Genomic DNA, 22,229 nt, shown 5'->3' with positions numbered 1-22,229 from the left:
TTCAATCACCACATTGTTTTTCATTTATCGCTATTTTTAATTCAGATATTACATTAAAACTTTATGGAGGCATTCATATGGAACATACATTTACTGAAACTTCAATTGTTGGTGAGATTGTTACACAATTTCCGAAAGCTAGTGATCTTTTTAAATCATATAGAATAGATTTTTGTTGTGGCGGTAATAAGCCACTTATTGATGCAATTCATGAAAGAAATTTATCAGCTACTGAAGTGCTTACAGAGTTAAATACGCTTTATCATAATACGAAACGATTAAATGAATCGAAAATTGATTGGAAAAATGCTTCTTATCGTGAATTGATTGATTATGTTATAAATAAGCATCACCGCTATTTAAATGAAGAATTACCACAGTTAAGTCCATATGTGACAAAAGTATTACGTGTTCATGGGGCAAGTCAGCCTCATTTAGCTCAAATTCATAAGCTATTTCATGAACTTAAAATGGAATTAGAACAGCATTTAATTAAAGAAGAAATGGAAGATTTTCCATTAATTTTAGAATTTGAACAAAATCCAACTAATGAAAACTATACTAAGTTACGTAAAGTAGTAAATGAACTAGAAAATGAGCACAATCATGCTGGAAATATTATAAAAGAACTTCGTAAAGTGACAAATGACTTTACTCCTCCAGAAGGTGCTTGCGGTACTTATCGACTTGTTTACCAACGTCTTGAAGCGCTAGAGTCTGATTTATTTGAGCACATTCATTTAGAAAATAATATTTTATTTCCATGTGCCATTACGAGAGCATAAATAAAGAGCAGGACATGAGTATACATACTTATGTCCTGCTCTTTCATTTGGTAAAGACTATACACATCCCTCTCGAATAAATCCGAATTTTAACAATTTGTGAATCATTATAAAAATGTGATAAATATCACATCTCCCCCTTATTTGATTTTCTATAATAAAAATATAATCCTTTGTTCAACATTTCACATAAAAAGGGGAAACGAAAATGAAAAAACGTTTAGTTATGATCGGAAATGGTATGGCTGGCATTCGCTGTATGGAAGAAATCTTAAAACATGATAGTGATTCATATGAGATTACTATTTTTGGAGATGAACCGCATCCAAACTACAACCGTATTATGCTCTCTCATGTTTTACAAGGCAAAACAAATATGCAAGATATCATTATGAATGAATACAGTTGGTATGAAGAAAACGAAATAACTTTGTATACGAATGAAAGAGTTCAAAGTATTAACCGAGAAGAAAAAATTATTATTACAGAAAAGAAGCGTACTCTTACATACGACAAGCTCATTATCGCAACAGGTTCTAGTGCTTTTATTTTACCTGTTGAAGGTTCCGCACTTTCTGGTGTAACAGGATTTCGAACTATTGAAGATACACAATTTATGATAGATACCGCTAAAGAAAAGAAAAAGGCCGTTGTTATTGGTGGCGGTTTACTCGGTTTAGAAGCAGCACGAGGTCTAATTGATTTAGGAATGGACGTACATGTTGTTCATTTAATGCCTAGCTTAATGGAGCAACAACTAGATACGAAAGCAGCTGCTCTTCTGCGTGAAGATTTAGAAGCACAAGGCATGAAGTTTTTAATGGAAAAGAAAACTGTAAAAATTCTTGGTACAGACCATGTTGAGGGCATTCAATTTGAAGACGGTGAAGTTGTAGATTGTGATTTAATCGTAATGGCTGTCGGAATACGCCCAAATACGCAAATAGCAAAAGATGCTGGTCTAATTGTAAATCGCGGTATTGTAGTCAATGACTATATGCTAACAAATGATGAGTCCATTTATGCAGTTGGAGAATGTGCAGAGCATGACGGTATCGCATATGGACTTGTTGCTCCTCTTTATGAACAAGGTGCGATATTAGCAAAACATATAACAAATTTACAAACTGATGGATATTCGGGCAGTATCGTCGGTACACAATTAAAAGTTGCTGGTTGTGATTTATTCTCTGCTGGCCAAATTTATGAAGATGATCAAACGAAAGCAATATCCATCTTTAATGAATGTAAACGTTCCTATAAAAAAGTATTAATTCGTGATAATAAAGTCGTCGGTATCGTTTTATACGGTGATACAGCTGACGGTACACGCCTCTTTAGCATGTTAAAGAAAGAAGAAGATATACAAGAATATACAGCCGCTTCTCTTCTTCACAAAGCTGGTGAAGAATGTGAACTTGACGTTGCTACTATGAGTGCGAATGACACAATTTGCGGATGTAATGGTGTTACGAAAGGAACAATCGTTCACGCCATTTTAGAACAAGAGTTAACGACTTTTGAAGAAGTTAAAGGCTGTACGAAAGCCGCAGGTTCTTGTGGTAAATGTCGTCCACTTGTGGAACAAGTTTTATCTCATACACTTGGAGATGCTTTTGATGCCTCAGCGCAATCTGCCGGTATGTGTGGATGTACACCTTTATCCCGTGATGAAGTCGTAGCGGCCATTCACGAGAAAGGCTTAAAATCTCCAAAAGAAGTACGAAATGTTCTTGGTTTTGCACATGAAGACGGCTGTTCGAAATGCCGCCCTGCTTTAAACTACTATTTACGTATGGCGATTCCAGAAGAATATGAAGATGATAAATCGTCCCGTTTCGTTAATGAAAGAATGAATGGTAACATCCAGCACGATGGTACATTCTCTGTTATTCCACGTATGTACGGAGGCGTTACAACAGCTGATGATTTAATGAAAATTGCTGAAGTTGCGAAAAAGTATGATGTTCCACTTGTGAAAATTACCGGTGCAAGCCGAATTGGCTTATACGGTGTCAAGAAACAAGATTTACCTAACGTATGGGCTGACTTAAATATGACTTCTGGATATGCGTATTCAAAGTCTCTTCGTAATGTAAAATCATGTGTTGGCTCTCGTTTTTGCCGTTTCGGTACGAAAGATTCATTAGGACTTGGTATGTTGCTTGAACAATCATTAGAAATGGTAGATACACCTCATAAAATGAAAATGGGTGTAACCGGTTGTCCGCGTAACTGTGCGGAAGTACTGACGAAAGATTTTGGCGTTGTTTGTGTCGAAAATGGATATCAACTTTATATTGGCGGAAATGGTGGTACAGAAGTACGTGAAGCTGATTTTGTAATGATTGTCCCTACTGAAGATGATGTCCTTCGCATCGCTGCAGCTTACATGCAATATTATCGTGAAACTGGTATTTACGGAGAGCGTACCGCCTACTGGACAGAACGTTTAGGCTTCGATCATATAAAAGAAATACTACAAGATGCAAGTATGGTTACTACGTTAAATGAACGTTTCCAAACAGCTCGTAGAACATATACGGAAGCATGGGGACAAGCACTAGAAACGAAATCATTAAAAGCGATGTATGAAGTAGAAACTGTGAAATAAGGAGCTGTGATCTAAATGATACAAACGAAAGAAAAAATAAAAGTTATGCGTGCGGAAGATCTTGCTATTCAAATCGGTAAAGAAGTGCAAATGAAAGGTATGTCTATCGCCCTATTCCGCCTTTCAAATGGCGATATTCGAGCTGTAGAAAATCGTTGTCCTCATAAAAACGGACCGTTAGCAGAAGGGATTGTGTCTGGAGAATTCGTCTTTTGTCCACTGCATGATTGGAAAATCTCACTACTAACAGGTGAAGTTCAAAAACCTGATGACGGCTGTATTCAAACATACGAAGTAGAAGTTATTGACGGTGACATTTATTTATACATGTAATTTTCGAAAGGAAGCCTCCTCTGGCTTCCTTTTAAATAAAAATTGATGAGGTGCAATTATGAACGGATATGTATATTTAGTTGGTGCAGGACCAGGTGATGAAGGGCTTATTACAAAAAAAGCGATAGAGTGTTTAAAACGTGCAGATATTGTTTTATATGACCGTTTACTAAACCCTTTCTTTCTTAGCTATACAAAACAAACATGTGAACTTATGTATTGCGGAAAAATGCCAAAGAATCATATTATGCGTCAAGAAATAATTAACGCACACCTTCTTCAATTTGCGAAAGAGGGCAAAATTGTTGTCCGATTAAAAGGCGGAGATCCATCTATTTTTGGCCGTGTTGGTGAAGAAGCAGAAACTTTAGCAGCAGCAAATATTCCATATGAAATTGTACCAGGCATTACATCTAGCATCGCCGCTAGTAGCTATGCAGGTATTCCCCTCACTCACCGTGACTACAGTAATAGTGTCACTTTATTAACCGGACATGCAAAAGGTCCCTTAACCGATCATGGAAAATATAATTCATCTCACAATAGCGACACGATTGCCTACTACATGGGTATAAAAAACTTACCTATAATTTGTAACAACTTACTACAAGCAGGAAAAAAAGAAGATACGCCAGTAGCAGTCATTGAATGGGGTACAACTGGTAAACAGCGCGTTGTCACAGGGACACTGTCTACCATTGTTTCTATTGTCAAAAACGAAAATATTTCTAATCCTTCTATGACAATTGTTGGTGATGTTGTTACTTTGCGGAATCAAATCTCTTGGAAAGAACGTAAACCATTGCACGGCAAGAAAGTTTTATTTGCAGCTGCAACAAATAAAAAAAGCGCAATAAAGCAAAAGTTACAAGAGTCCGGTGCAGAAATATATCAAATTCCAACTTTCAAAAAGAAAGAATACACATTAACCTCTGAACAAATCAATAAGATTTTTAACGTTGATCGTCTTGTATTTTGTTCCGCTGACAGTGTAGACATCTTAATGCAATCATGCAGTAAATATCATAAAGATATTCGTTCCTTACAGGCAGAACTTCAGTATATGAACCTTTCTATTCAAGAAAAGCTCATGCAATATGGATTGTTCAGTAAACCTGCGCAATTTTCTTCGAATTCAACGATTTATTTAGGACGAAACATTAACCGAATTGCTGTTATTCAAGAAAAAATTGGTGCTGGTTCCTATATGATGACTCATGAGTACACAATTGATCATCGCTTCGATGAAATTCATTCACGTATTCTTTCTGAATTCTCATGGGATAGCATTGTATTTGAAGGTCGTGCTTCTATTGATACGTTTCTAGCAGAAATAAAACGCCTTGGCTTTATCAATATTCTTACTCTCCCATTCTCGTATACCGACGTTCCAACTTTACACTATGCAAATAAAGTTGGGTTTCATAACGTAGATCATCAATTACAAGAAACTCTTATGAAGAAAGACATGGTGAGACAATGAAAGGAATTGTATATGTTGGACATGGGAGCCAGCTACAAGAAGGTAATGAACAATTCATTCAATTTATTCAATCTGTTATGAAAGAGCGAAACGAAAGAATTCAAAAAATAGCTTTTCTAGAACTAACGACACCTACTATTTCGGATGCAGTTACAGAAACGATAATAGAGGGAGTAACTGAAATAATGATTGTACCTGTTTTATTATTTGCAGCAGCTCACTATAAACGTGATATTCCTTTTGAAATAGAACAACTACAAAAGAAATATCCACAAATAACATTTTCAGTTGTACCTCCTTTTAGTACACATCCACATATGGTGGAACTTGTAGTGAAAAGAATACGTGAAGCTATACCAATGCAAAATAGTAGTATTTTACTCGTAGGGCGAGGCAGTAGTGATCCACAACCGATACATGAATTACAACAAATCGGAGCAGCTGTCGAACGAAAACTTGGTATGCCAGTATCCTGTTCCTTTTTAACGAAAGGAACTCCCTCTTTTGCTGCTGAGCTCAAGGCTATAACATCGACTGCGTCCCATGTATATGTCATGCCGTACCTTCTCTTTACCGGATTATTACTTCAAAAAATTAAATTGCATACAAAAAAATATAATCATGTTACGCCCTGTAACTGTCTTCAGTTTGATACATATATGAAACTAACATTATTAGAACGAATGGAGGAATGCATATATGTATAACATGTACCCTCTTATGTTTAATCTACAAAATAAAGTTGTCATTATCATTGGTGGAGGTAAAATTGCATATCGAAAAGCGTCTGGATTAAAAGATACAGGCGCTTTCGTCACTGTTGTCAGCCCAGAAATTTGCGAGGAAATGAAGGAACTTTCTTATATTACTTGGAAGCAAAAAACTTTTAGTAATGATGATATTAAAGATGCTCATCTAATTTATGCAGCTACAAATCAACATGCTGTAAATATGATGGTCAAACAGGCCGCTCATGATTTCCAGTGGGTTAACGTTGTAAGTGATGGTACAGCATCATCGTTTCACACACCTGGTGTCATTCGAAATGATGAATATGTTGTCACTATTTCGACTTCAGGTAAGGCCCCATCGTTTACGAAGCGTATGAAACAGGAATTAACTTCTGTCCTTCCTAAACTTATAAAAAGACTTTCTCGTACTCATAAAATGTAATCTATCACTTAGCTAAAATAGGAATTAACTGTGAACAAACGTTTTTTAGAGGCGTTTGTTCTTTTTGCTTTAGTTTCGTTTGTTAGGATCAGACAAACAATTGGACAAGAATCTGTGAAGAAAAATAACGGCAACAATTACGGACAAAAAAGCAGTTGCTTGAGAGCAACTGCTTCAATACAGGTTTTATATTGGATATTCATTCAACCAAATTAGCGCTTGTTCATAATCATCAAAAAATCTCACAGATTCTTTCGTATTAGATTGTTGTAAATAATCCATTATCTCCCCCTCTTCAAGGAGAAATGCAATTGCCTTACTGTGATTCAAAATGATTTCATTGAAGAACTTCTCTTTCCATACTTTTTGAACAGAAAAATGATTTGGCGTGTATCCTTTTCTATCCACCAACAATTTGTATTTCCGCCCTTCAGAAATGAATTGCTGACAAACCTGCTCAAAACCATTAAACCATTCATACACATCATCTGTTTTTATATTGCCAACTAGATGGGTAACAATTATATCTCCTGAAACTGTTGTGCTGATATTCTGTTTACTCAACTTGGAATCCCCCTTAGTTACAATTTTGCGAAAAAACCGCATAAAATCAATAAAGAAAAAATTCTTACTTGACACTCCCACCCCACCGCTATCAAACTAAGCTCATGTAACGTCAATTATAAGCGAAATTGTATCTTTTTTCGCAAGTCTATATGTAGATGCTTTAAAGATTTTCATACGAAATCACCCGCAAGGAGTTTCCTTTTTTTGAATTAAGCTACTTGATTATCAGACATGGTACAATTGTAAACGATACCCAATATATCATAGACTGTTTTCTTCTCATATCTATGGGATTTCCGCCATCATTTACCGCCTCAAACCTATTCGTTTTAACACGTATATTCAAAACAAAATATATGACAAATAAATAACGACAGTTACTGTAATAATGCTGAAAAGTGTTGAAAATAAAACGATTTGTGCATGTAATTCAGGCTCTATTTGATATTCCATAGCAATGGTTGATGTATTTCTTGAAGTAGGAAAAGAACTTGCAATAAATAATGATTGTGCAACAATACCATCGATGTTTAGTATGTATATTATGACAAGTGCTAATAATGGTCCCATCAGTAACCTTCCAATTAAAGCCCATGTTATGACTCGATGGAAAAAATTAAGTTTAATGTTAGATAATTGTGCCCCTAGCAATATGAGTGCTATTGCAACAAAACCATTCGCAAGCTGATTAAGAGGTAGCAAGATAGAATTAGGTATTTGAATTTTAAAAGATTGAAAGAGAACCCCTAATACGAGCGCATGAAATACAGGCAGTCTTAGAAATGATTGAATAATACCTCCGATTGTTTTTGTTGCTGATAGTAAGTTATATATCCCATATGAATAAGTTAAAAGATTCTGGAAAATCACAATAAAAATTTGAATGGAAACCCCCACTGGATTGTGACTGAAAATCAATTGACTTACTGGTAACCCATAATTACCAGAATTCATTAACGAAATGCTATTTTTTAGAGCTGCACTTTCTCCTTTTTCTAACTTTAATGTTTTTGAAATGAAATGACTTACTATGATCAGACTGAGACTATAAAGCATTAAATAGTATATTATCTGGAGTAACAAACCTGTTTCTATACGAATATCATATATATTCACAAATACCGCCGCTGGCATTAAGCAATAAGTAATAAGTGTAGAAAGCTGCTTTAAGTTAAATTGGAACTTTATTTGTAAAATTGCACCAATTAGCATCAATATTAATATCGGTAATATTACGTCTAATATAATAAATACAAACATTTAAAACCTCATTCTAAATATATTTTAGTTGGATTAAACGCTTTACTAAATGTGGACACATTTCATTCATCGGAAAACACCCTTAGTTCTCAATAATCAGAAAACTGAAATCGATAATATGAAAATGCTCATCAAAAATTCTTATTTCATTTCCCTCTCTTTTCTTTAACATATCAAATATAACTCATAAAGAAAATTATGGATTATTTATACAAATTCATAATTTTATCTTATCGAACTAAACTGTATTCTTTAGTGTAGTACTTTTTTCACAATATCCGTTAGCCTTACCAAAAAATTTGGCCCTAAAAAAATCTGATACTGCAGTTACTATGCGAACAATACTTACATCAATCCCATACTTGTCGCTTAAACCACCTAACACACCTGATACTTGTTTATCTTGAGTGGACTTATATTTTTTTCATCTAAACATCCCGATTCAATTAAATATTTGCATTCTAAAAATGAGTTCGATCTTTAGAATATATTTAAGATTTCCTTCACTAATCTACCCTTTAATTGAATAACTTTTGACTTCTATATTTTAAAATAAAATTCCATAAACCTTCTGTTTTTCATTTTAAAAGCACATTCTTTTAGAAAACGAGCGTTTGTTGAGATAGCAATAAAAACATGTTGAAGCCTATTACTAAAAGAACCATCCCAATATACTTTGGGATGGTTCTTTTTCCTTATTAATGATTCTTTAACATCACTAACAATTTCTCTTGGCTATACATCCATACTGTAATGATTAAACAAGCAAGTGCGACTTCTGATAGCGCCATAAATCCAATTGCATAATGACCTGTTAATTGGAATAGTAATGTTAAAATTAGCGGTGGGAAGAATCCTCCTAGTCCACCTAAAGCTGATACGAGACCATTTACAATACCAGCTTGTTCTGAGAAATACATTGGAACGAGTTTGAAGATTGTACCATTACCAATCCCTGCACAAAATGCGACTAGTAAGCAACCAAATGTATACACGTTCATACTAGGCATAAATGATAAAATAATACCTGATAGTGTTAAACCGATAAATACGAAGATTAATATTTTAAATGGATTAAACTTATCACCGAGCCACCCACCAATCGGACGCATAATTGTTGCGAGTACGATGAATCCGGCTGTCCGCATACCAGCATCTACTTTCTCTAATCCGAAATGAGATACTAAAAAGTTTGGTAAGTATACGGTAAATGCGACAAATGATCCGAAAGTTAAAAAGTAAAAGATACATAAAAACCAAAGTTTCTCATTTTTATATACACCTTTTATTTGTTCCATTAGTGGTGTACTCACTTTTTTCTCTTTACGATCACCTAATAAAAAGTTCATAAGTGCAAACGCTGCAAGTAAAACTAAATAACATTGTACTGTCGTTCTCCAGCCAACTGAAGTTGCAATGACAGGTGCTAAAAACGAAGTAATTGCTGTTCCGGCGTTACCGACACCGTAAATACCATTTACAAAACCGTGACTCTCTTTCGGAAAGTATTTTGGTAAAGAGGTTACTCCTACAGAGAATACAGCTCCACCAATTCCTACAAATAATCCACCAATAATTAAATCCATCATAGAATTAGCAACACTAATATAAAAGACAGGAAATAATAATAGAATAAAACTAATATAGAATAATTTTCTTGCTCCGAAACGATTTGTCCAATAACCAATTGGAATGCGAAGAACAGAGCCTAAAATAACAGGTACTGCTGTGACCATAGAAATTTGTCCCGCAGTTAATGGAATATCCGCTTTAATATAAGGCATTAATGATGATAAAATGACCCATACCATAAAACCGATAATTAGATTAGAAGTTTGTAAACTTAATTGAAAATTAGGACTTTTCATCCTGTTCCCTCCTATGTATGCATAGTTAAATTCATTCTCTCCAGCCCAATCACGTCCTAACATCATTAGGCTGAAAAGAATCAACCACCACTTACTGGCGGAATCATTGCTACGACATCACCAATTTGGATGATGTCATCCTCATTTGCGTATTCTTCATTTATCGCGACCATAATCTCGTTTGAAATTGCTATGTTGTATTTCTTAGTGAGGACTTCCTTTAATTCCGCAACCATAATATTTTCATAGTCTATATACAAAGCCGGCTTACTTGCTCCTTCTTGCAAATGTGCAAATAATAGTACTTCAATCATATTCTCATCTCCTTTCCAGGCTCGCCATTACCATATGCTGTTTTCTCTAACTGATCACCTATCCACGACTCTCCATCTTCCCAAAACTCTTTTTTCCAAATAGGAACAATTTGTTTTATACGCTCCATAATATATTCATTCGCCTCATAGGCCGCTTTCCGATGTGGTGTAGACACAGCGACAACGACAGCAAGATCAGAAATTTGTAATGTACCAATGCGATGTGTAATAGCGACATATGTCCCCGGCCACTTCTCTCCTACTTCAATGCTAATTCTCTCAAGCTGTTTCTCCGCCATTGTCTTATAAGCTACATACTCTAAATGTAGCGTACGACGCCCTTTCGTAAATTCTCTAACAGTACCAATAAAAGTAGTAACTGCACCACACTCACGACGAATTACTTTGTTTGTAACTTCCTCAATTGAAATAGGTGTATCAATTACTTCATAATACGTTTGTATCATTTTGCACCTCTTATCTTTGTATAAGTTAGTAATCTATTTTTCTATTATTTGTATGATCGAAGTGGTTCTTCCCACGGCCACTCACTTCCGTTGTTTGATTCTAATAACAGTACCGAAACAGTAATTCCAGCTTCAAATCCTCTCGTTCCCCCTGGTAGAACGATAAATGCATTCGCTTCTGCAAGTGAAGAAATTGCGCTAGATTTATCTAAGCCAACTGGTGTAACTTGTAATTGACCATCTATAATTTCTACTCGCCCTCTTACAAATCGAGTAAACGGATTTGCTTTCGGGAAGTCTTTCTGTAAAATTGCCTCTGTACGATATACGTGTGGATCTTTCCTATGCAAGTATGTTCCAATGACTGGTCGAACATATAATTCACACCCGACATAACAAGCTGAAGGATTACCAGATAAACCAAATAGTAGTTTTCCTTCTACCTCAGCTACAGTTGTCACACTTCCTGGTCGCATCGCTATTTTGTTGAAAAGTACATTTGCTTGTAATTTCTCATAAATAGCCGGTAAATAATCATAGTCCCCTACTGAAACGCCACCAGTTGTAATTAAAATATCGACTTCTTTCATCGCTTTTTTTACAGTGTTATAACACGTCTCTAAATCGTCAGCGAATTGCCCATAATACTGTACAACTCCGCCGGCTCGTTCAATTTGAGCAGCAATCATATAAGAGTTACTATTTCGAATCTTCCCTGGCTTTAATTGTTCATGTACTTCAAGCAGTTCGCTTCCTGTCGTTACAATTCCAATAACCGGCTGTTTTATAACATGTACGGAACTATAACCAAACGTAGCAAGAAGCGCTGCTACTCCAGGATTAATAACAGTCCCTTTTTTCACAAGAATGCTATTTTGGTTTACATCTTCTCCTTTAAAAGAAATGTTATCGCCAGAAGAGAAAGAGCGTTTTAATACCATATAAATCTTTTCGTTTTCTTCAAATCCTTCCGTTAGTTCTAACATAACAACCGCATTACACCCTCTCGGAATTGCGGCTCCTGTCATAATACGGACAGCTTGAAATGCTTTCACTTCTTCTGTAAAAACAACCCCTGCTCCAATTTCACCAATCACTTCAAACTGAATAGGGTTACTACTACTTGCTTCTTTCGTATCTTCTGCTCGAATCGCAAACCCGTCGTACGGAGAGCGATCAAAATGCGGGACATCATGATCTGCAATAACATCTTTTCCAAGCGTTCTACCGTAGCTTTCTATAAGAGAAACCTTTTCCATTTCACCTTGGTAGGCATATTTCATTACACGAGCAACTGCTTCTGCTACTGGAATTGGTATACGTTTATCTAACATTCTTTTTCACCTCGTTTTAATAAGGAAAAAACGATTTTTCTGTTCATCCTATATACTTGGCGTATAATCGTTTTGCTATTTTCACATCATTTGTCCCATGAATAAATGCCCTACCGTCTGTAAATAAAACGAAACGATATTCATCAATTACAAATGATAGTAAGTAAGGTGTTTTTTGGACATGTACACTTTTTTGTAATCGTTTTTGAACTTCCTCTAAATGAAGAACGCGTTTTATCCCTAGACGGATTTGAACCGTATTCCGTCCACATAGCACTTCCGTTTTCATCTGTGCATCAAATGTTAAACTTGGATACGTACGTGTATTTCCGCAAGATGGACATGTACTTTTTTTCTGCTTATTTACTTTTAATGAGAGAAATTGATTGTTCCAAATATCAAATGATAACATTGTTCCTCGTAGCGCATCGAAATCACCCACCAATATTTTCATTGCTTCTGTCACTTGGTGAGCAACAACCATCTGTACAGCTGGCTGAATAATTCCCGCTGTATCACATGTTGCACCGCCCATCGGATGATCCATTAAGCAGCGAAAACATGGTGTTTTTCCTGGAAGAATTGTATACGTTACACCGTAACTTCCAACGCATCCACCGTATATCCAAGGTATATTTTCTTTTTGTGAAATATCATTTATAAGTAGGCGCGTATCGAAGTTGTCAGTGGCATCTATAATGAGATCCACTTCTTTTGTTAACTCTTCTATTTCTTGCATTGTGACATCCATTACAACTGGTACAATTTCCACTTCAGAATTAATCTTTCTTACATGTTGTGCCGCTGCAATTGCTTTTGGTTTGCATTGTTTTGCATCTTCTTCTGTATATAACTGTTGCCGTTGTAAATTACTCCATTCGACATAGTCACGATCGGCAATTGTCAATTTCCCAATTCCCATCCTAGCGAGTGCTTCTGCATTCGCAGCCCCTAGTGCACCTGCACCAATTAAGAGCACATGTTTCTTTCTTATTTTCCTTTGTCCCATTTCACCAATTCTAGAAAACAACACTTGCCTTGAATATCGCTCTTGCATAAAGAATCCTCCTTTCGCTATCCACCAATGTAAGACATTTCAACTTTTTGACATTTATTTGTACTTTCCGCCGTTCTTTCATCTGAATATTGATCTGTTCTATATCGCCATGTATGTTGTAAAATTTTTAATAGTGAGGCATCAGAAATATTTTCTCGAAGAAGCGTTCGCAAATCCGTTCCTTTTTCTCCAAATAGGCACGTAAAAAACTTACCATCTGCCGAAATACGTGCTCTCGTACAAGAAGAACAAAATGACTCAGAAACAGAAGTAATAAATCCCACTTCTGCATTACTCCCTACATATCGATACAATTTCGCAACTTCTCCAAAGTAACGAGGTTTAACAGGTTCAATTGGATATACACGATTAATTTTCTCTATTAATTGTTTCTTCGTAACGACTTGCTCAAAGTTCCATCCGTTCGTACTGCCTACATCCATAAACTCAATGAAACGTAACTGTATTTCTTGTTCTTTAAAATAACGAACCATAGGAAGAATTTGACTATCATTCATCCCTTTTTTTACGACCATATTTACCTTTACTTCTAATCCAGCTTCCTTCGCTGCTTCAATTCCTTTCAGTACAGGTTTCGTACTTACATTTCTTCCATTAATTTTTTGGAAGACATGATCCTCTATTGCATCTAAACTAATATTCACACGCTTTAATCCTGCTTCTTTTAGCGCCTTAGCTTGTTTTGCTAAATGAATTCCGTTTGTTGTGAGCCCAATATCTTTTAAGCCTTCTAGCTTTGCAAGTCTTCCAATTAACTTCGGTAAGTCTTTACGCAATAAAGGTTCACCGCCAGTAAGCCTAATTTTATTAACTCCCATACTTATAAATAATCTCGCTAACCTTTCTATTTCATCGAACGTTAATAAAAGCTCTTCCTTTAAAAAAGCGTAATCAGGTCCGAACACTTCAGCAGGCATACAGTATGTACACCTAAAATTACAACGATCAATAACTGAAATACGTAAATCTTGAAGTGGCCGCTTTAAAGAATCTTTCATGTTCTCGTGCATCTCTATCCCTTCTTTTCTGCTGCAATCCTTAGTAAGCTTTCATTTTTTTATTTGCCTTTATTATAAAAAAGAAGCTACATATTCAATGTGACTTTTCTCACATCACTTTCCCCATTCAAAAACTTTTCACAAATCCGTTCGAATTTTGTTCACATCTTTACTCTCATCCACTTTGTCTATTGAATTTTTCAAACTAAAAACTGAAAATCTCTTCCCCTTACGGTCATTGAAATTTCAATTCATTTTTAAAATAGCTCTTGCATTTTCATCATACTTACACTCAAAATAGGAAATGTATTGCTTATAAGAAGAAAGGTGATCACTGTGGCAAACAGTATGACATTATCTCAAGATTTAAAAGAATTACTTGCATCTGTTGAATATAAAATGCAAATTAAAAAAGGTAGTTTTATTTTTCAAGAAGGTATGGAGGCAACAGAGCTCTATATCATCCACTCAGGAAAAGTACAAATTAGTAAACTAAGTGCTGACGGACAAGAATTAACACTTCGAATTTGTTCAGAATATGACATTATTGGAGAATTAACATTGTTCACGGACAATGCGAAATACTTATTAAATTCAAAATGTCTTGAGGATGTGGAAGTAGGCGTTATAAAGCGTGAAGCGTTAGAAAAAGCATTACTCCAAAAACCTGCACTCGTATTTGAATTTATGAAATGGATTAGTGAACATTTAAGAAGAATGCAAACGAAGTTCCGAGATTTAGTATTACACGGTAAAAAAGGTGCCCTGTATTCTACCCTTATACGAATGACAAATAGTTACGGTATATTAAAAGAAAATGGGATTCTCATCGATTTACCATTAACAAATCAAGAACTTGCTAATTTCTGTGCAACTTCACGTGAAAGTGTAAATCGAATGTTAAATGAATTAAAAAAGCAAGGTACAATTTCAATTCATAAAGGAAAGATTACAATCCACGATTTACAATTTTTAAAATGTGAAATTGCTTGTGAAGATTGCTCTGCTTCTGTTTGTAGCATTGATTAGCATCTTATTTAGATGCTAATCTTTTTTCAATTTAAGCTATTTATTAACGGTTATTCCCTATGTAAACAAAAACGAGGCCTTCCATATTAGACCTCGTTTCGTTTTAACCATTAGCTCCTATCCGTTTACAGCAGTATTATTTTTTCAACTCATTAGGAATACGTCTTCTGTAAATTACATAACTACGGCTTACATATTTAATTGGGGCACTAAATACATGTACTAGTCTTGTAAATGGCCATACTGCGAATAAACCCATCCCTGCAAGAATATGAATTTTAAACCATACTGGTACTTCCATCATATATTCAACTTTCGGTTGGAAAATAAAGAGACTTCGGAACCAAGGGCCAATTGTTGTACGATAATCAAATCCTTTTGAATCGATATTTAAAAATGTTGAAGAAATTCCTGCTAACATTACGATAAGTAATAAAATAAGCGCAATATAATCTCCCTTTGTACTCGTTGCAATGATACGTTTTACAGTTACGCGGCGGTAAGTTAATATAATTAAACCGATGATAGAAGCAACACCTGTCGGAAGCCCGAAACTAATTGCCATTATGTGATACGTATGCTCAGAAATACCTATCGAACGGTATACAGATTCTGGAATTAATATCCCCATAACATGACCGCCAATTACGAACATAATCCCAAAGTGGAATAATAGACTTCCGACTCGGAGCATTTTCTTTTCTAATAGTTCACTAGATTTTGATGTCCATCCAAATTGATCATAGTTGTATCTAAAAATATGTCCACCGATAAAGATTGCAAAAATGATATAGGGAAACAATACCCATAGAAATTGATCCATCATTTTAACAACTCTCCTTTCTAATTTGTCTGTACACCCCATGTATCGATAGCGAGTAGAACAGCCGCAAGAATCGGTTCATACATACTACCTGCTTCTTTTAACTGAACGTGTAATGCTTGGATGTTCTCCTTGTATTTACTCATAATTGGTTCAATGTCTATCTCATTTGCATTTGCAAAAAACTCAAGCAATAGCGGTAAATAATCAGGTAGTTCTTTATCTGTTACTTCAAAACCAGATTTTTTATAATGCTGTTTTAACTCCAGTAATTCAATACCTCTTTCTCTTTGTTCACCAGTGTTCATATAAGTAAGATACATATTTGTTTTCTTACCAAAATCGAATGTATATACGTAACTATCAATGAGTTGATCATTCGTTTTATTTAGCGCTTGCTTTATAAAGGCTGTAAGTGATGCTTTAACTTCTTCCTTTTCTATCGTTTCAATCTCTTCTTGCAATTCAGTTACAGCTTCTCTCCACCCTAGGTCAGGATAGGAGAGAAGAAAAGAAGAACAAGAAAAAGCAGTTTGTAAACTTTGTTTCATCATTTTCTGCCTCCTTTATTTAAGAAATTGTCATACAAGAGCCTGGACCACCTGCGAATGATAAACCACAGCTTCCTTGTTCGCTATATAAATCTGCCACTTGTTCACGGTGAGTGCCTGGAATGACGAAGCGATCTTTATATTTCGCAATAGCAAGAAGACGATACATATCTTCTACATCCTGTTTTGTTAAACCAAGTTCTTTTAATACAGCTTCATTTGGCTCTTTATTAATTTGCAGCGCTCTCATATGCGTTCGCATAACAGCCATTTTCTTTAATGTAAGACGAATGTGTGATTCATCTCCTGCAGTGAGTAAATTCGCTAAATATTGAATTGGAATACGCATATTATCGATAGCAGGGAAAATCTCTTCTGCTTGCCAGTTACTGCCTTTCCCTTCCACCATATTCATAATTGGGCTAAGCGGCGGAATATACCAAACCATCGGCATTGTACGATACTCTGGATGAAGAGGCAGAGCAATTTTCCAATCGATAATCATTTTATAGATTGGTGACTGTTGTGCCGCTTTAATCCATTCTTCAGGAATGCCTTGTTTTTTCGCTTCAGCTGCTATTTCTGGATCATTTGGATCTAGGAAAACAGTAAGCTGAGATTCATATAAATCTTTTTCGTCTTCAACAGAAGCTGCTTCTTTTACTTTATCAGCGTCATATAGCATTACCCCAATATACCTGATACGTCCTACACATGTTTCTGAACAAATTGTTGGCATACCAGCTTCAATACGTGGGAAGCACATTGTACATTTTTCAGCTTTATTCGTTTGCCAGTTAAAATACACTTTTTTATATGGGCAAGATGATACGCAGAATCTCCAAGCACGACATGCATTTTGATCCACAAGTACAATCCCGTCTTCTTCACGTTTATACATTGCACCAGATGGACAAGATGATACGCACGATGGATTCATACAATGTTCGCATATGCGTGGTAAATACATCATAAAGACGTTTTCAAAATCAGTTTTAATTTCTTCTTCCATTTTCTTTACGTTCGGATCTTGCAATCCTGTTATATGTCCGCCTGCTAAATCGTCCTCCCAGTTTGGACCCCATTCAATTTTGTCGATAAATTCGCCTGTAATTGCTGATTTCGGACGAGCAACTGGTTGATGCTTACGCTGTGGGCTATTTGTTAATGTTTCATAATCATAATTCCAAGGTTCAAAGTAATCATCAATTGTTGGTTGATCTGGATTGTGGAAAATGTTCATAAGACGCTTCATTTTCGAACCAGATTTCAGCTGAATTTCACCATTTTTCAATTCCCAGCCGCCTTTATATTTATCCTGATCTTCCCATTGTTTCGGATAACCAATTCCAGGTTTTGTTTCTACGTTATTGAAATACATATATTCAGCACCTGGACGATTTGTCCAGGTGTTTTTGCACGTTACGCTACAAGTATGGCAGCCGATGCATTTATCTAGGTTCATTACCATTCCGACTTGTGCTTTAATCTTCAAGCCAATCTACCTCCTTCAGTTTGCGAATTATAACGTTTAAATCGCGCTGGTTCCCAGTCGGACCATAATAGTTAAATCCATAGCTTAATTGGCCATATCCACCAATCATATGTGTTGGTTTAACATGGATACGGGTTGGACTATTATGCGTTCCCCCACGGGTGCTTGTTAATTTCGTACCAGGCACGTTAATGTGGCGATCTTGCGCATGGTGCATAAATGCCATTCCCCTCGGTATACGGTGCGTTACAACAGCACGCGCTACGACAACACCGTTACGGTTAAAGCACTCGATCCAATCATTATCAGCAACGCCAGCTTCTGCAGCGTCCTCTTTATTCATCCAAACAGTTGGACCACCTCTAAACAGCGTTAACATCGGTAATGAATCGAAATACATACTATGAATCGACCACTTATTATGCGGTGTTAAATAGTTTAGTGTAATCTCTTTCCCTTCTACTTCAGGGCGTGACTTACGGAACGGTTTATGTTGCAGAATTGGTTTAAATGTTGCCATCGTTTCACCAAATTCTTTCATCATGTCATGGTCTAAGTAGAAAGATTGTCGACCAGTTATCGTTCTCCAAGGAATAAGACGTTCCACATTTGTTGTAAACGGTGAGTAACGTCGTCCACCTTTTTCTGAACCTGTAAAGGCCGGAGAAGTAATTACTGTTTTCGGTTGTGCTGTAATTTGTTCGAATGTAAAGCATTCTTCTTCACGTTCTTCTGCTAAATCACGTAATTTTAGATCTGTTTGTTTTTCAAGTGCTTCCCATGCTTTTACTGCCATATGACCGTTTGTTGTAGAAGAAAGCGTTAATACCGCTTCAGCAGCATTGATTGCTTCTTTTATGTCTGGGCAACCTTTCGCAATAGTATCCGTTCGAACAACTCCTAATTTGCTCTTTAATTGCTCATACTCTTTTTCAGCTGACCAAGAGATCCCTTTCGTACCAATCGGTTGTTTTCCGGCATTTGGTCCAAGTGCTGTCATTTTGTCATAAATCGTTTTATAATCCCTTTCAACAACATGAATTTGTGGCATCGTTTTACCCGGGATTGGTTCACATTCACCTTTACTCCAATCTTTAATCTTGCCAAGTGGTTGCGCTAATTCTTGCGGTGTATCATGAAGAAGTGGTGTTGCAACAACTTCTTTCATTGGTTCAAGATCAATTTTCTTCGCTAAATCTGACACAGCTTTAGAAAGTGAAGTGAAAATATCCCAGTCAGAGCGTGCTTCCCACGGTGAACCGATTGCTGGATTAAAAGGATGCACAAATGGATGCATATCTGTACTACTTAAATCATGTTTTTCGTACCAAGTTGAAGCTGGTAATACAATATCAGAATACAGTGCTGTTCCAGCCATACGGAAATCTAAATTAATGAGTAAATCAAGCTTCCCTTCTGGCGCTTCTTCATGCCACTTAATTTCTTCTGGTCGTAATGAATCACTATCGTCATTCATTAATCCGTTTGTTGTACCTAGTAAATGTTTTAAGAAATATTCGTGCCCTTTACCGGAACTTGAAATTAAGTTCGCACGCCATACGAATAAGTTGCGCGGGAAGTTATTTTTGTTATCTGGATCTTCAATTGCAAATTTCAGTTCTTTTTCTTTTAGTTTTTGTGCAACGTATTTTCCGATTTCTTCTTGTGTTGTTGCACCAGCAGCAACAGCTTCTTTATATAGTTCAATTCCATTTTTCTCAAATGTAGGATAAGAAGGTAACCAGCCGAGTCGTGCTGCTAATACATTGTAATCACCGTGATGTTGATAACGAGAGTTTCCTTCCACTGGTGATGCTAAATGTCCAACTGGTGTATCTTCATAGCGCCATTGATCTGTTACGAAATAGAAGAAAGATGTACCATTTTGTAATTTTGGTGGCCCTTGCCAATCTTTTGCCATCGCGATTGTTTGCCATCCTTCTGCTGGTCGTAATTTTTCTTGCCCAACGTAATGCGCCCAGCCACCGCCGTTTACACCTTGTGCCCCAACGAGAAGTACAAGATTTAAAACGGCGCGATAAATCGTATCAGAGTTAAACCAATGGTTAATACCAGCTCCGACAATAATCATTGAGCGACCGTTCGTATCAACAGCATTTTGTGCGAACTCACGAGCGATTTGAATAATAAGCTCACGTTTTACTCCTGTCATTTTCTCTTGCCATGCAGGTGTAAACGGAACGTCATCATTGAAGTCTTTCGGCTCTTGTCCGCCAAGCCCTCGGTTCACACCGTAATTTGCTAACGTTAAGTCGTATACAGTTGTAACGAACACTTCGCCTTCTTCTGTCATAACCTTTTTCACTGGAATTGTACGTTCTAATACTTTGTTTCCATCATCAGAGAAGTACGGAATTTGTACAGTTCCAATCGATTCTTCCATTCCAAGTAAAGAAAGACGTGGATCAATCTTTTCACCTGTTTCTTCATCTTCTAAACGCAAGTTCCATTTCTTTTCGTTATCCCAACGTGAGCCCATTGTGCCATGAGGTGTTGCAAAATCATTCGTGTTCTCGTTCCAAAGAACAGGTTTCCATTCTCCTAACTTCGTTTCGCGTCCAATATCAGCAGCGTTTAAGAAACGATCAGCAACGAATTGATCTCCTTTTTGTTTCAATGTGACAAAGAAAGGAAAATCAGTATATTGCTTCGCATACTTTGTGAAATATTCCACTTGATTATCTACGTAAAACTCTTGTAAAATCACATGCCCCATTGCCATCGCAAGTGCACCATCTGTACCTTGTTTCACACTAATCCAATCATCCGCAAACTTTGTAGATTCAGCGAAGTCAGGACTGACAGAAACGACTTTCGTTCCTTTATATCGAACCTCTGCTAAAAAGTGAGCATCTGGTGTTCTCGTCATCGGTACATTTGAACCCCATGTCATAATGTAACCAGAGTTATACCAGTCACTACTTTCTGGTACATCTGTTTGATCGCCCCAAATTTGCGGAGAAGCTGGTGGTAAATCTGCGTACCAATCATAGAAACTAAGCATTGGTCCACCCATAAGTTGCATAAAGCGGCTGCCTGCAGCATGACTTAACATCGACATAGCTGGAATTGGTGAAAAGCCAACATTTCGATCTGGCCCGTATTTAATTACTGTATAAAGTAGAGAAGCTGAAACGAGTTGTAATACTTCATCCCAATTCGCACGAATAAATCCACCTTTACCACGCGCCTGCTTATACTTACGTGCTTTTTCAGGGTTTTCCACAATACTTTTCCAAGCATCTAGTGGTGACTCGTTATTTTGTAGTTCCTCTTGCCACATACTCCAAAGAACACCACGTACATACGGATATTTCACACGAAGTGGACTATAAATGTACCAAGAAAAACTGGCTCCACGTGGGCATCCTCGCGGTTCAAAATCTGGCATATCAGGACCTGTCGTTGGATAGTTAAGCTCTTGCCCTTCCCACGTCACAATTCCATCTTTCACATATATATTCCAGCTACATGAACCAGTACAGTTCACGCCGTGTGTAGAACGAATTACTTTATCATGCTGCCAACGCTTTCTGTACACATTTTCCCATTCGCGATCTTCATATGTTTCTTGTGTATGATTATCGTTATAACGATCTATTGGTGAAAAATATTTTAAACGTCTCATTAGTGCTGAAGGTTTTTTCTTCATACTGTTCACTCCTTTAATACGTCTCTCTTACATACCCTTACTATAAGAGAGGTTGTAAAATACAGATGTGACATTTCGCACAGTTCAAGAGATTGTCAAAAATTCAGTAGAAAATAAGTTTGTGAGAAAATCTTGTGTTCCGTTGTGAAGATTATGGTTAATCTTAATTATTAGGAGAATGGTATTTTGGGGTATCGACTATTTTGCAAAAGAAAAAGAGTTTTGATATTATTTCAAAACTGCCATAAGGAAAAGAGTATAAATTGTATGTAAAAATATTTTTCCCAATGTTATTATTTTATATCGAGTCTTATTTTACATAAAACTACAAATCATTATTTACTGTATTGCCCTTAGTTACGGAAACAATTATACTAGATGTAA

At 36.3% G+C, this 22,229-nt stretch carries 19 protein-coding genes and 1 pseudogene; 7 read left to right on the top strand and 13 right to left on the bottom strand.

The window, feature by feature from the left end:
- Positions 1–77: 77 nt before the first annotated feature.
- From ric to DN399_RS10260, 6 genes are all read left to right on the top strand, one after another.
- The gene (gene ric, locus DN399_RS10285) at positions 78–785 is read left to right on the top strand and encodes an iron-sulfur cluster repair di-iron protein (RefSeq protein WP_149149535.1); all 708 of its coding nucleotides are present in this window, start codon (positions 78–80) and stop codon (positions 783–785) included.
- A 208-nt stretch (positions 786–993) separates the two neighbouring features.
- Positions 994–3,399 (top strand): NADPH-nitrite reductase large subunit, encoded by a 2,406-nt coding sequence (gene nirB / locus DN399_RS10280; protein ID WP_006922444.1) that lies wholly within the window; start codon positions 994–996, stop codon positions 3,397–3,399.
- A 15-nt stretch (positions 3,400–3,414) separates the two neighbouring features.
- Entirely contained in the window at positions 3,415–3,732 is a 318-nt protein-coding gene (nirD, locus tag DN399_RS10275; protein ID WP_000616677.1) for a nitrite reductase small subunit NirD, read from the top strand.
- Positions 3,733–3,790: 58 nt separating this feature from the next.
- Positions 3,791–5,215 carry a uroporphyrin-III C-methyltransferase gene (locus DN399_RS10270; RefSeq protein WP_149149534.1) on the top strand — a complete coding sequence of 475 codons (1,425 nt, stop codon included), beginning with the start codon at positions 3,791–3,793 and terminating at the stop codon, positions 5,213–5,215.
- Positions 5,212–5,922 carry a sirohydrochlorin chelatase gene (locus DN399_RS10265; RefSeq protein ID WP_149149533.1) on the top strand — a complete coding sequence of 237 codons (711 nt, stop codon included), beginning with the start codon at positions 5,212–5,214 and terminating at the stop codon, positions 5,920–5,922. The genes DN399_RS10270 and DN399_RS10265 overlap by 4 nt, the downstream gene beginning before the upstream one ends.
- Positions 5,915–6,388 (top strand): precorrin-2 dehydrogenase, encoded by a 474-nt coding sequence (locus DN399_RS10260; RefSeq protein ID WP_139849470.1) that lies wholly within the window; start codon positions 5,915–5,917, stop codon positions 6,386–6,388. Before DN399_RS10265 ends, DN399_RS10260 begins: the two co-directional genes overlap by 8 nt.
- 186 nt (positions 6,389–6,574) lie before the next feature.
- On the opposite strand, the gene DN399_RS10250 is transcribed toward DN399_RS10260, so the two are convergent.
- The 9 genes and pseudogenes from DN399_RS10250 to moaA form a co-directional block, all read right to left on the bottom strand.
- The gene (locus DN399_RS10250) at positions 6,575–6,994 is read right to left on the bottom strand and encodes an STAS/SEC14 domain-containing protein (RefSeq protein ID WP_080120259.1); all 420 of its coding nucleotides are present in this window, start codon (positions 6,992–6,994) and stop codon (positions 6,575–6,577) included.
- 303 nt (positions 6,995–7,297) lie between these two features.
- Positions 7,298–8,215, bottom strand: a complete 918-nt coding sequence (locus DN399_RS10245; RefSeq protein ID WP_149149531.1) for an AEC family transporter — start codon at positions 8,213–8,215, stop codon at positions 7,298–7,300.
- 295 nt (positions 8,216–8,510) lie between these two features.
- Positions 8,511–8,639: pseudogene (locus tag DN399_RS28350) on the bottom strand (PspC domain-containing protein); the annotation flags it as partial.
- 274 nt (positions 8,640–8,913) lie between these two features.
- Positions 8,914–10,083 carry a nitrate transporter NarK gene (gene narK / locus DN399_RS10235; RefSeq protein ID WP_006922453.1) on the bottom strand — a complete coding sequence of 390 codons (1,170 nt, stop codon included), beginning with the start codon at positions 10,081–10,083 and terminating at the stop codon, positions 8,914–8,916.
- An 80-nt stretch (positions 10,084–10,163) separates the two neighbouring features.
- Complete coding sequence (moaD, locus tag DN399_RS10230; RefSeq protein ID WP_006922454.1) at positions 10,164–10,397, bottom strand: molybdopterin converting factor subunit 1; 234 nt, start codon at positions 10,395–10,397, stop codon at positions 10,164–10,166.
- Positions 10,394–10,864: a molybdenum cofactor biosynthesis protein MoaE gene (locus DN399_RS10225; RefSeq protein ID WP_006922455.1), complete on the bottom strand. Its 471-nt coding sequence runs from the start codon at positions 10,862–10,864 to the stop codon at positions 10,394–10,396. The genes moaD and DN399_RS10225 overlap by 4 nt, the downstream gene beginning before the upstream one ends.
- A 44-nt stretch (positions 10,865–10,908) precedes the next feature.
- Positions 10,909–12,198 carry a molybdopterin molybdotransferase MoeA gene (locus DN399_RS10220; RefSeq protein WP_000884822.1) on the bottom strand — a complete coding sequence of 430 codons (1,290 nt, stop codon included), beginning with the start codon at positions 12,196–12,198 and terminating at the stop codon, positions 10,909–10,911.
- Positions 12,199–12,241: 43 nt separating this feature from the next.
- Complete coding sequence (locus DN399_RS10215; RefSeq protein WP_001158159.1) at positions 12,242–13,255, bottom strand: molybdopterin-synthase adenylyltransferase MoeB; 1,014 nt, start codon at positions 13,253–13,255, stop codon at positions 12,242–12,244.
- Positions 13,256–13,272: 17 nt separating this feature from the next.
- Complete coding sequence (gene moaA, locus DN399_RS10210) at positions 13,273–14,286, bottom strand: GTP 3',8-cyclase MoaA (protein ID WP_000545015.1); 1,014 nt, start codon at positions 14,284–14,286, stop codon at positions 13,273–13,275.
- Between the two features lie 324 nt (positions 14,287–14,610).
- Between moaA and DN399_RS10205 the strand changes: the two genes are divergently transcribed.
- Positions 14,611–15,303 (top strand): Crp/Fnr family transcriptional regulator, encoded by a 693-nt coding sequence (locus tag DN399_RS10205; RefSeq protein WP_000013865.1) that lies wholly within the window; start codon positions 14,611–14,613, stop codon positions 15,301–15,303.
- A 136-nt stretch (positions 15,304–15,439) separates the two neighbouring features.
- Here the strand turns inward: DN399_RS10205 and narI are convergent, their stop codons facing one another.
- The 4 genes from narI to DN399_RS10185 are packed head-to-tail and all read right to left on the bottom strand — an operon-like array spanning position 15,440 to position 21,845.
- A complete protein-coding gene (gene narI / locus DN399_RS10200; RefSeq protein ID WP_149149530.1) occupies positions 15,440–16,129 on the bottom strand; it encodes a respiratory nitrate reductase subunit gamma in 690 nt (229 codons plus the stop codon).
- A gap of 17 nt (positions 16,130–16,146) precedes the next feature.
- On the bottom strand, positions 16,147–16,677 hold the full coding sequence (gene narJ / locus DN399_RS10195) for a nitrate reductase molybdenum cofactor assembly chaperone (RefSeq protein WP_149150112.1): 531 nt from the start codon (positions 16,675–16,677) through the stop codon (positions 16,147–16,149).
- Positions 16,678–16,696: 19 nt separating this feature from the next.
- Positions 16,697–18,172 carry a nitrate reductase subunit beta gene (gene narH / locus DN399_RS10190; protein WP_000692658.1) on the bottom strand — a complete coding sequence of 492 codons (1,476 nt, stop codon included), beginning with the start codon at positions 18,170–18,172 and terminating at the stop codon, positions 16,697–16,699.
- Entirely contained in the window at positions 18,162–21,845 is a 3,684-nt protein-coding gene (locus DN399_RS10185; protein ID WP_149149529.1) for a nitrate reductase subunit alpha, read from the bottom strand. The genes narH and DN399_RS10185 overlap by 11 nt, the downstream gene beginning before the upstream one ends.
- Positions 21,846–22,229 lie beyond the last annotated feature (384 nt).

Origin of the sequence: Bacillus sp. AR4-2, from assembly GCF_008274865.1 — a bacterium.
Classification (GTDB): domain Bacteria; phylum Bacillota; class Bacilli; order Bacillales; family Bacillaceae_G; genus Bacillus_A; species Bacillus_A cereus.
Note: the sequence above shows the minus strand (reverse complement) of the source record. Positions and strands in the feature narration are given on the sequence as shown.

Excerpts from the sequence above, each read along its gene's own strand:
- ric (WP_149149535.1), top strand. The coding sequence starts at position 78 with ATGGAACATACATTTACTGAAACTTCAATTGTTGGTGAGATTGTTACA.
- nirB (WP_006922444.1), top strand. The coding sequence starts at position 994 with ATGAAAAAACGTTTAGTTATGATCGGAAATGGTATGGCTGGCATTCGC.
- nirD (WP_000616677.1), top strand. The coding sequence starts at position 3,415 with ATGATACAAACGAAAGAAAAAATAAAAGTTATGCGTGCGGAAGATCTT.
- DN399_RS10270 (WP_149149534.1), top strand. The coding sequence starts at position 3,791 with ATGAACGGATATGTATATTTAGTTGGTGCAGGACCAGGTGATGAAGGG.
- DN399_RS10265 (WP_149149533.1), top strand. The coding sequence starts at position 5,212 with ATGAAAGGAATTGTATATGTTGGACATGGGAGCCAGCTACAAGAAGGT.
- DN399_RS10260 (WP_139849470.1), top strand. The coding sequence starts at position 5,915 with ATGTATAACATGTACCCTCTTATGTTTAATCTACAAAATAAAGTTGTC.
- DN399_RS10250 (WP_080120259.1), bottom strand. The coding sequence starts at position 6,994 with ATGCGGTTTTTTCGCAAAATTGTAACTAAGGGGGATTCCAAGTTGAGT.
- DN399_RS10245 (WP_149149531.1), bottom strand. The coding sequence starts at position 8,215 with ATGTTTGTATTTATTATATTAGACGTAATATTACCGATATTAATATTG.
- narK (WP_006922453.1), bottom strand. The coding sequence starts at position 10,083 with ATGAAAAGTCCTAATTTTCAATTAAGTTTACAAACTTCTAATCTAATT.
- moaD (WP_006922454.1), bottom strand. The coding sequence starts at position 10,397 with ATGATTGAAGTACTATTATTTGCACATTTGCAAGAAGGAGCAAGTAAG.
- DN399_RS10225 (WP_006922455.1), bottom strand. The coding sequence starts at position 10,864 with ATGATACAAACGTATTATGAAGTAATTGATACACCTATTTCAATTGAG.
- DN399_RS10220 (WP_000884822.1), bottom strand. The coding sequence starts at position 12,198 with ATGTTAGATAAACGTATACCAATTCCAGTAGCAGAAGCAGTTGCTCGT.
- DN399_RS10215 (WP_001158159.1), bottom strand. The coding sequence starts at position 13,255 with ATGCAAGAGCGATATTCAAGGCAAGTGTTGTTTTCTAGAATTGGTGAA.
- moaA (WP_000545015.1), bottom strand. The coding sequence starts at position 14,286 with ATGCACGAGAACATGAAAGATTCTTTAAAGCGGCCACTTCAAGATTTA.
- narI (WP_149149530.1), bottom strand. The coding sequence starts at position 16,129 with ATGATGGATCAATTTCTATGGGTATTGTTTCCCTATATCATTTTTGCA.
- narJ (WP_149150112.1), bottom strand. The coding sequence starts at position 16,677 with ATGAAACAAAGTTTACAAACTGCTTTTTCTTGTTCTTCTTTTCTTCTC.
- DN399_RS10185 (WP_149149529.1), bottom strand. The coding sequence starts at position 21,845 with ATGAAGAAAAAACCTTCAGCACTAATGAGACGTTTAAAATATTTTTCA.